General features: G+C 39.3%; 8 protein-coding genes. All 8 read left to right on the plus strand.

The features are described 5' to 3' along the window. Positions 1-3 precede the first annotated feature (3 nt). Entirely contained in the window at positions 4-993 is a 990-nt protein-coding gene (locus CWB65_RS04270) for a COX15/CtaA family protein (RefSeq protein ID WP_008129077.1), read from the plus strand. Positions 994-1,005: 12 nt separating this feature from the next. Continuing rightward, positions 1,006-1,935 (plus strand): heme o synthase, encoded by a 930-nt coding sequence (cyoE, locus tag CWB65_RS04275; RefSeq protein ID WP_008129079.1) that lies wholly within the window; start codon positions 1,006-1,008, stop codon positions 1,933-1,935. Next, positions 1,932-2,543, plus strand: a complete 612-nt coding sequence (locus CWB65_RS04280; protein WP_008129081.1) for an SCO family protein — start codon at positions 1,932-1,934, stop codon at positions 2,541-2,543. Before cyoE ends, CWB65_RS04280 begins: the two co-directional genes overlap by 4 nt. Before the next feature lie 174 nt (positions 2,544-2,717). Beyond that, positions 2,718-2,990 (plus strand): STAS domain-containing protein, encoded by a 273-nt coding sequence (locus CWB65_RS04285; protein WP_006793784.1) that lies wholly within the window; start codon positions 2,718-2,720, stop codon positions 2,988-2,990. Positions 2,991-2,998: 8 nt separating this feature from the next. Next, complete coding sequence (locus tag CWB65_RS04290; protein ID WP_006793785.1) at positions 2,999-3,361, plus strand: response regulator; 363 nt, start codon at positions 2,999-3,001, stop codon at positions 3,359-3,361. Between the two features lie 14 nt (positions 3,362-3,375). Next, positions 3,376-5,463, plus strand: a complete 2,088-nt coding sequence (locus tag CWB65_RS04295) for a chemotaxis protein CheA (RefSeq protein ID WP_138739973.1) — start codon at positions 3,376-3,378, stop codon at positions 5,461-5,463. Continuing rightward, positions 5,460-5,924 carry a chemotaxis protein CheW gene (locus CWB65_RS04300; protein ID WP_006793787.1) on the plus strand — a complete coding sequence of 155 codons (465 nt, stop codon included), beginning with the start codon at positions 5,460-5,462 and terminating at the stop codon, positions 5,922-5,924. The genes CWB65_RS04295 and CWB65_RS04300 overlap by 4 nt, the downstream gene beginning before the upstream one ends. Positions 5,925-5,974: 50 nt before the next feature. Further along, positions 5,975-6,657 (plus strand): PAS domain-containing protein (locus CWB65_RS04305; protein ID WP_138739974.1); only part of this gene is annotated, 683 nt, incomplete at its 3' end.

Raw genomic sequence — 6,657 nt, forward strand, 5'->3', positions numbered from 1 at the left:
AAGATGTACAAAAATTATAAGAATTGGGTTTTATTGACCGGACTTTTTGCTTTAGTTGTTGTTGCACTGGGTGCATACACTCGTTTGAGTGATGCAGGGCTGGGTTGCCCAGATTGGCCCGGGTGTTATGGCTTTTTAACGGTTCCTAAACATGAAGCTGATATTGCTTTAGCAACACAAAGCTACCCTGATATGGTGTTTGAAAAAGCAAAAGCCTGGAAAGAAATGATTCATAGGTATTTTGCGGGCACCTTAGGATTGATGATTTTAGCGCTGTTTATTGTTGCTTTTTTAAAGCGTCAATTTCCAACTACACCATTAAAGCTCACATCTTTATTGCTATTACTTGTTGTGTTTCAAGCTGCCTTAGGTATGTGGACTGTCACTATGAATCTGCAACCACTTATTGTGATGGGGCATTTATTGGGTGGTTTTAGTATTTTATCGCTAATTACATTGCTGTATTTAAGGTTAACAGCAAAACCCATTATGGGCGGAGATGCGGGGGCTAAGCGGTATTATGGAATAAGTTTGATTGCTCTTTTTGTGCTGATTTTACAAATAGCGCTTGGCGGCTGGCTTGCGGCTAATTACGCAGCACCACACTGTAATGGTTTACCCTTGTGTGATTACGCTCAGCCTTTTTCACTGAGGAGTGTTTTTCAGTTACCGCTTGAGCACAGCAACTACGAGTTTGGTGTGCTTTCACAACAAGCAAGAATGTCTATTCACTTATTACACCGTATTTGGGCATTAGTAACCTGCATATTTTTGGCGCTTATTATGTGGAAAATTTACAGTCACGCTTACTCTCAAAAAATTAAAAGCTGCGTAATAGCAGTATTGGTTACTTTATTTTGCCAAATTAGCTTAGGACTCATTTTGGTACATTGGCACTTTCCGTTGGGTGTTGCACTGGCGCATAACCTAATGGCTGCCATACTGTTATTAAGTATGGTTAGGTTGTGTTATTACCTAAAATCACGCACATAAAGGAGAAATATAATGGCACTAACAATAAACAAAAAAACAATACAGCCTGCACATACTCAATCACTTAGCTTGCGTGCTTACGATCTATTACAAGATTACTTAGCCATCAGTAAATTTAAAGTGGTGGCGATGTTGGTTTTAACAGCCTGGGTTGGATTAGCATTAGCCCCGGATGTTGGACGTGGAATAGGCGTTCAGATGATTAGTCTATTAGGAATAGGCCTGTTATCTGCTGCCGCTGCCGTTATTAACCATGTAGTAGATAGCGAAATAGACTCTAAAATGGCAAGAACGCGTCATCGCCCTGTTGCTAAAGGGCGTTTAAGTAAAGCACATGCATTAACGTTTGCGGCAAGTATTGGTATCGCTGGTTTCATCATGCTTATGGTGTGGGCTAATACGCTTACAGCAATATTAACGTTATTTGCATTAGTGGGTTATGCCTTCATTTATACGTCATTTTTAAAACGTGCAACACCTCAAAATATTGTAATAGGCGGACTTGCTGGAGCGATGCCGCCATTGCTTGGTTGGGTATCTGAAACAAACCAAATGGCAGCAGCGCCGTGGTTGCTTGTTATGATTATATTTACCTGGACTCCTCCTCATTTTTGGGCTTTAGCCATTGCCCGAAAAAGTGATTACGAGCGTGCAAAAATTCCAATGCTGCCGGTTACCCACGGTATCGACTTTTGTAAAACATGTGTAGTTGCATACTCAGTTTTATTGGCCTTAGTGTGTGTGATGCCATACTTAATTGGTATGTCAGGGGGTATTTACTTAGTTGGAGCTTGTGCGCTAAATAGTGTGTTTATGTACAAAGCCATTAAGTTAAAATTTGCAGCTAATAACGACAAGGCTATGGATTTATTTCGTTTTTCGATAGTGCATTTAATGGTACTCTTCGTGGTCTTATTTATAGATAAATGGCTCCCTTTATGAAGCGGTTATGGCTTTTAGTAATTGTTGTTTTAAGTTTATTTTTATCAGCGTGCTCAAGTGAAAACGATCCTCAAAACTTAAATGCACTTGTTTATGAAAACGCTAAATCACTTTTGGATTTTACGTTAAAAAATCAGCACGGCGAACCAGTGACAAAAGCGCAATTTAAAGGGCAATGGAATTTAGTGTTTTTAGGATACACAAGTTGTCCCGATATATGCCCGTTAACATTGGCTAAGTTAAACGCAGTTTATAAAGAGCTGGAAGCTGATTACCCATTACAAATCTGGTTTGTGTCGGTCGATCCAAACAGAGACACAGCAGAAAAACGAAAACAATATATAGATTACTTTAACCCCAATTTTTTGGCTGTTTCAGGGGAGCACAAAGATCTTTTTCCAGTAGTAAGAGAGCTTGGCCTAATTTACGCAATTAGTGATACAACAAAAGCTGATTATGCGGTTGATCATAGCGCATCAGTTGCGTTGGTTGATGATACAGGAGCGCTAAGAGCTATTTTCAAACCTGAGTTTAAACAAGGCAGTGTGCCGCTTATTAATTCAACTCAATTAACGCAAGAGTTTAAAGTTATTGCAAACTACTACTAAAAACTGACTTTTTAAATTTTCACGTATTTTAAGGGGGCTTTAGGCTCCCTTTTTTGTTTTTTCATTCCTGTTTATAAATTTATTAAATTTTTTTTTGACCCTTTTATGGCAATTTTAACAACTAGAGCTAAGCTTTTGTTATGAATTGAAATGAAAGGGATTACACAATTTTAAATGTTAAAACTTCCAAGCGAACTTGTGATTACCCAAGTTGAAACGCTCCACCAAGACTTACTACAAGAACTCAATAGCAACGACGATATCAGTCTTGATATTAGCGGTGTAGTGTCTGCAGATACTGCATCTATTCAGCTGTTATGTGCGCTTCAAAAACACTTACTTACCATCCAACACAAAATTATATGGGTCGGCAGTAGTGCAGCATTAGCACATACCATTAATCAGCTTGGCTTAAGTCATTATTTAACAATCGAAAGAAATAGTTAGAGGTTTATATGAAAAAAATCTTAGCGGTTGATGATTCAGCATCAATGCGTCAGATGGTGAGCTTTACCTTAAAAACCGCAGGCTTTGATGTAACAGAGGCCAAAGACGGCAGTGAGGCATTGGCTATTGCTAAGCAGCAAGGTTTTGATGCGGTTATTTCAGATGTAAACATGCCCATTATGGATGGTATTACATTAATTCGAGAGCTACGTACATTACCCGATTATAAATTTACGCCACTACTTATGCTAACAACCGAGTCGGGCTTAGAAAAAAAGGTAGAAGGTAAAGCGGCTGGTGCAACAGGCTGGATAGTAAAGCCATTTAATCCTGAGCAGTTACTAGCGGTAATTAAAAAGGTTATTCGTTAGTCAAGGAGCGCAAAGTGAGTATAGATTTAAGTCAATTTTTTGAAGTTTTCTTTGAAGAGAGTTTTGAAGGCCTCGATACCATGGAAGCTGAGCTTTTAAACTTAGTACCCGGTGAGGAAGACTTAGAAACTATTAACACTATTTTTAGAGCCGCCCATTCAATAAAAGGGGGGAGTGGGACATTTGGTTTTTCATCGGTGTCTGATTTTACTCATGTACTTGAAACCTTACTGGACCAAATTCGTCAAGGCGAGCGCACCCTGACAACCGAGCACGTTAATTTATTACTTAAAGCGGTTGATTGCCTTCGTTCGTTACTGGCTGGATTGCAGGCAGAGCAAGAGCCCGACTTAACTGAAGCCGATACACTACGAGCACAATTTGAAGAAGTGCTAGGAATAAATAGCACAACGCAAGAGTCCAACATTCAAACTTCAGATAGCCAGTCTGATAGCGATACATACCAAATAGACTTTAAGCCTCATCATCACTTATTTAAAACAGGTAATGAACCACTCATTATGATTAGTGAGCTTGAGCAGTTAGGCGAGTTAGATACCACCGTTTTTTATGATGAAGTCCCTGAAATAACCAATTTGAGTAGTGATGAGTGCTTTTTACATTGGCGTTTTTTCTTAAATACCAGTCATGGTGAAAGCGCAATTAAAGAGGTGTTCGAATGGGTTGAAGATGATGCTGATATTACCATTGAATTGTGTGGCGGCCTGTTTACTGATGAGTTACCCACTCCTGATGCTGACAGCAGTACAGTAGATCAAGAGCCATCAATCCAAGAGCCAGAGCCAAAGCAGGCGGAACAAGCTAAGCCCATAAAGCCAACCTCTGCTAATACGAATAAAAAATCAACAACACCCGAGTCGACTTCTATTCGCGTTGGGATTGATAAAGTTGACTCATTAATAAACATGGTGGGTGAGCTTGTTATTACTCAAGCTATGCTTAATCAACTTAGCGAGCAAGACATTACGCCAGCAACAATTACGGCATTGCAAGAAGGTTTAGCGCAACTTGCGCACAACACTCGCGATTTACAAGAAAACGTAATGCGTATCCGCATGTTGCCAATTAATTTTGTATTTAGCCGTTTCCCACGTTTGGTGCGCGACATTGCGCAAAAGCTAAATAAACAGGTTGAATTAAAGCTGATAGGCGAGCAAACCGAATTAGACAAAACCGTGATGGAAAAAATTTCTGATCCTATGGTTCATTTGGTTAGAAACTCATTAGATCATGGCCTAGAAACGGTTGAGAAAAGACTGCAAGCCGGAAAAGATCCAGTAGGAACGGTCACTTTAAATGCATTTCACCAAGGCGGAAATATTGTTATTGAAATAATGGATGATGGGCAAGGGCTAAACACTAAAAAAATTCAAGAAAAAGCCATTGCTAATGGACTGATCTCTGCCGACAACCACCTTAGCAATGAGGAAATAAACGAGCTTATATTTATGCCTGGTTTTTCCACTATGGATGAAGTGAGTGACTTATCTGGCCGTGGTGTTGGTATGGATGTAGTTAAGCGTAATATTCAGTCATTAAATGGCTCTGTAGAGGTTACATCCGCGCCAGGTGTAGGATCAACGTTTACAATTAGATTACCGCTTACACTGGCTATTTTAGATGGCCAATTAGTTAAAGTGGCCCAGCATACCTATATTATTCCGCTTATTTCTATTGTTGAATCGCTGCAAATTGATATTGCCAAAGTAAGCCGTGTAGGCAAAAGCCTAGACGTACTTAGATTGCGTGATGAATACATTCCAATTTTAAGACTCTACGATATTTTTAATCATAATAACGCCATTGAGTCTCTTGATAAAACCCTGCTTGTTGTCGTAGAAACCGACAATCAAAAAGTGGGTTTATTGGTAGATGACCTCCTATCGCAACAACAGGTTGTCATTAAAAGTTTAGAGGCAAATTACCAAAAAGTAGATGGTATATCCGGTGCGACTATTTTGGGCGATGGACGGGTTTCATTGATAGTTGATATAAGCGGGTTGATAAAGCTTTCAGGATTAAAAAAGCCGGGCAGCCAAGAGTTAAGTATTGAGTCGCAAGTTGCTTTGGAGGCGTTATGATTTCAGAGCTAAATCTGCAGCAGCAAAAGGGCGTGAAACAATTTTTAACATTCATTATGGCTGATGAAGAGTACGGCGTAGATATTTTAACTGTGCAAGAAATTCGTAGCTGGGAGGAAATAACCGTTTTACCCAACGCTCCCGAATTTGTAAAAGGCGTTATAAATTTGCGTGGCACCATAGTGCCGATTATTGATTTAAGGCTGCGATTTGGCTTGCCCAGTATAGAGTATGGGCCGCTTACAGTGGTAATTGTAGTAAAAATAGAGTTTGAGCACGACAGTAAAATTATTGGTATTACCGTTGATGCCGTTTCTGAGGTTTACAGTATTTCAGAGCAAGACGCCAAAGCGGTACCAAGTATTTCAGAAACAAATAACGACGATTATGTGGCAGGGTTAGTTAACGTGGGTGAAAAAATGGTGGCGTTAATCGACTTGCAAAAAACAATGAATATTTAGAGTCAGTATTTGCTAAATAAAGTAAAAATAACTTAAAGGTGGTGATGAGCATGGGATGGTTTAGTAATCCAAAACAGTCTGAATCAAATAATGATTTAATTGTAAGCGCATTAAATAAGTCATTAGCTGTGATTGAGTTTGAGCCAAGCGGTAAAATAATTACCGCTAATGCTAATTTTCTTCGCGTAATGGAATATCAACTAGAAGAGATTCAAGGCCAGCATCACTCTTTATTTGTTGATAACACTGAGGCCCAAGGGAGTGACTACACACATTTTTGGGTACGATTAAACAGCGGCGAGTTTATATCTCAAGAATTTAGGCGTTTTACCAAAAGTGGTAAGGAGGTTTGGATTCAGGCCACTTATAACCCAATTATAAACTCCCAGGGGCAAGTTATTAAGGTTGTAAAATTTGCGACGGATATAACACCACAAAAACTCGCTGCAGCAGAGGCAAGAGGGCAAATTAATGCAATTAGTAAGTCTCAAGCAGTAATAGAGTTTAATTTAGACGGCACTATTATTGATGCAAACGATAATTTTTTAAATACGTTGGGGTATCAGCTTAACGACATTATAGGGCAGCACCACCGATTATTTGTTACACCTGAACACGCAAATAGTGATGAATATAAAGCTTTTTGGGCTAAGTTAGGGCGCGGTGAATTTGACTCGGGTGAATATTTAAGAATAGGTAAACAAGGTCAGGAAGTTTGGATTCAGGCCTCTTA

Origin of the sequence: Pseudoalteromonas sp. S554 (assembly GCF_005930865.1) — a bacterium.
Lineage (GTDB): Bacteria > Pseudomonadota > Gammaproteobacteria > Enterobacterales > Alteromonadaceae > Pseudoalteromonas > Pseudoalteromonas marina.

Excerpts from the sequence above, each read along its gene's own strand:
- CWB65_RS04270 (WP_008129077.1), top strand. The coding sequence starts at position 4 with ATGTACAAAAATTATAAGAATTGGGTTTTATTGACCGGACTTTTTGCT.
- cyoE (WP_008129079.1), top strand. The coding sequence starts at position 1,006 with ATGGCACTAACAATAAACAAAAAAACAATACAGCCTGCACATACTCAA.
- CWB65_RS04280 (WP_008129081.1), top strand. The coding sequence starts at position 1,932 with ATGAAGCGGTTATGGCTTTTAGTAATTGTTGTTTTAAGTTTATTTTTA.
- CWB65_RS04285 (WP_006793784.1), top strand. The coding sequence starts at position 2,718 with ATGTTAAAACTTCCAAGCGAACTTGTGATTACCCAAGTTGAAACGCTC.
- CWB65_RS04290 (WP_006793785.1), top strand. The coding sequence starts at position 2,999 with ATGAAAAAAATCTTAGCGGTTGATGATTCAGCATCAATGCGTCAGATG.
- CWB65_RS04300 (WP_006793787.1), top strand. The coding sequence starts at position 5,460 with ATGATTTCAGAGCTAAATCTGCAGCAGCAAAAGGGCGTGAAACAATTT.